The sequence below is a fragment of the Chelatococcus caeni genome, from assembly GCF_014196925.1.
In the GTDB taxonomy this organism is placed as follows: domain Bacteria; phylum Pseudomonadota; class Alphaproteobacteria; order Rhizobiales; family Beijerinckiaceae; genus Chelatococcus_A; species Chelatococcus_A caeni.
Window position 1 is genome coordinate 1 of sequence record NZ_JACIEN010000018.1, and the last position, 2,133, is coordinate 2,133.

Annotated in this window: 2 protein-coding genes; one reads left to right on the forward strand and one right to left on the reverse strand. The window is 70.2% G+C overall.

Translation table 11 applies throughout. From position 1 onward, the window contains the following. Positions 1-2: 2 nt before the first annotated feature. Entirely contained in the window at positions 3-707 is a 705-nt protein-coding gene (locus tag GGR16_RS26040; protein ID WP_183319149.1) for a GntR family transcriptional regulator, read from the reverse strand. 464 nt (positions 708-1,171) lie between these two features. Here GGR16_RS26040 and GGR16_RS26045 point away from each other — a divergent pair. Beyond that, on the forward strand, positions 1,172-2,133 hold a 962-nt coding region (locus tag GGR16_RS26045), incomplete at its 3' end, for a 4-hydroxythreonine-4-phosphate dehydrogenase PdxA (protein WP_183319151.1).

Sequence of the window (2,133 nt, forward strand, 5' to 3'; positions counted from 1 at the left end):
CCCTACGGGAGCGTCTGCCTGACGCGTTCCCAGCTGTTTCGCATGTGGTTTGCGAGGATTTTGGCGAGGCGGTCGGGGTCGCGGGCGGTGAGGGCCGTGATCATCTCCTCGTGCTCGGCGACGGCCTCGTCCCACTTGGGCGGCTCCTGGTTGCCGAGGAAGCGGATGCGCTTGAGGCGCGACTGCAGCGTCTCGTGGATGTCGGCGAGCACCGCATTGCCCGACAGGCGCACGATGGCCGTGTGGATGGCCTGGTTGAGCTTGAAGTACTCGAGCCGGTTGCGGCTCGCGTAGAAGGCCATCATGCGCGCGTGCAGGCCGGCGACCGCGGCGATGTCGGCGTCGCTGGCGTTGGCGCAGGCGAGGCGCCCGGCCTCCGCCTCCAGCGTCGCCAGCACGCTCAGCATGTCGTAGACGTCCTTCGGCGAGAAGCGGCGCACGATGGCGCCGCGGCTCGGCACCAGCTCGATCAGCCCTTCGCGCGCCAGGAACTTCAGCGCCTCGCGCAGGGGCGTGCGCGAGATGCCCAGCGCCGCGCCGAGCTGGCCCTCGTGCACCCGTGCGCCCGGCGCCAGCTGGCCCTCGGTGATCATGTCGCGGATGCGGGTGACGACCTCGTCGTGCAGCGTGCGCCGGGCGATGGGGCGGGCCTCCTCGGGGCCTGCCTCCGGCCTGTCCGCCGACGGGGCGATGGTCTCGTCTGTCATGCTCACCTGTGGTCTCGGCCTCATGGTCGGCTCGGGATCGGATCGCCCTGGATTGCCTTGGGATCACCTTGGGGATCGGCTCGGGATCGTCCTGGACCACCGGCCAGCGGGCGAAGGCCCGGCGCCCGATCCTTGCGCGAACTCCTTTGCTATCCCTCTGCTACCCCCTGGCGAACCCGCCGGGATCTCCCGGCGGATCCCTTGGCAGTTCCTTGGCAATTCCTTGTCGAATCCCTTGGCGAATCCCTTGCGCGTCAAGGCTCATGATGCCTGCGGCGGGGGCGGCGGTCAATTGAACGCCGTATGATGGCATTCTGTATACAGCATACTTGACGACAGGACCGCGCCCCTCTAGCCTCCCCTCAACCCATCTCCAGGAGGTCCGCGTCGTGGCGCAAAGGCCGCTCAATTCCCCTCCCCAGCCGACCCTCGCCCCAACGATTGCCCCAACGGTCGCTCTCGCCATGGGCGATCCCGCCGGCATCAGCCCGGAGCTCATGGCCAGGGCCCTCCACCTCGACGACCTGCGCGCCGCCGCCCGCCTCGTCGTCTTCGGCGACCGGCGCGTCCTCGCCGCCGGCGCGGCGATCGCCGGCGTGTCCCTTAAGATCGCCGTCGTCACCGATCCGGCCGAGGCCGCGGCCGGCGAGACCCGGCCCATCTTCGTCGACCTCGGCCATCTCGACCCGGCCACCATCCGCCCGGGCGAGGTCAGCCGCGCAGGCGGCGCCTTCGCCGTCGCCAATTTCCGCGCCGCCCTCAAATACGCCATGGCCGGCCATGCCCAGGCGGTCGCCTTCACCCCCTTCAACAAGGCGGCCATGCGCCTCGCCCATCCCTCCTACGAGGACGAGATCACCTTCCTCACCGAGGAGGTCGGGGCCGAGGGTCCGGCGAGCGAGTTCAACATCCTCGAGGGCCTGTGGAACGCCCGCGTCACCTCGCACGTGCCGCTCAAGGACGTCGCCGGACTGATCACCCGCGAAGCCGTGCGCGACGCCCTCGCCCTCGCCGACGGCGCCATGCGCCAGGCGGGCTTTGCCCGCCCGCGCATCGCGGTGGCGGGGCTCAACCCGCATGCCGGCGACGGCGGCAACTTCGGCCGCGAGGAGATCGAGGTGATCGCGCCGGCCATCGCCGAGGCCAAGGCCCGCGGCATCGCCGCCGACGGGCCGTTTCCCTCCGACACCGTCTTCCTGCGCGCCAAAGCCGGCGCCTTCGACGCGGTGCTGACCATGTACCACGACCAGGGCCAGATCGCCATGAAGCTCATGGGCTTCGACCGCGGCGTCACCATGCTCGCCGGCTTCCCCGTCCCCATCCTCACCCCCGCCCACGGCACCGCCTACGACATCGCCGCAAAGGGCATCGCCAATATCGGCGCTACACGCGCCGCATTCAGCCTCGCCGCAAATATCGCCGCGAA

Excerpts from the sequence above, each read along its gene's own strand:
- GGR16_RS26040 (WP_183319149.1), bottom strand. The coding sequence starts at position 707 with ATGACAGACGAGACCATCGCCCCGTCGGCGGACAGGCCGGAGGCAGGC.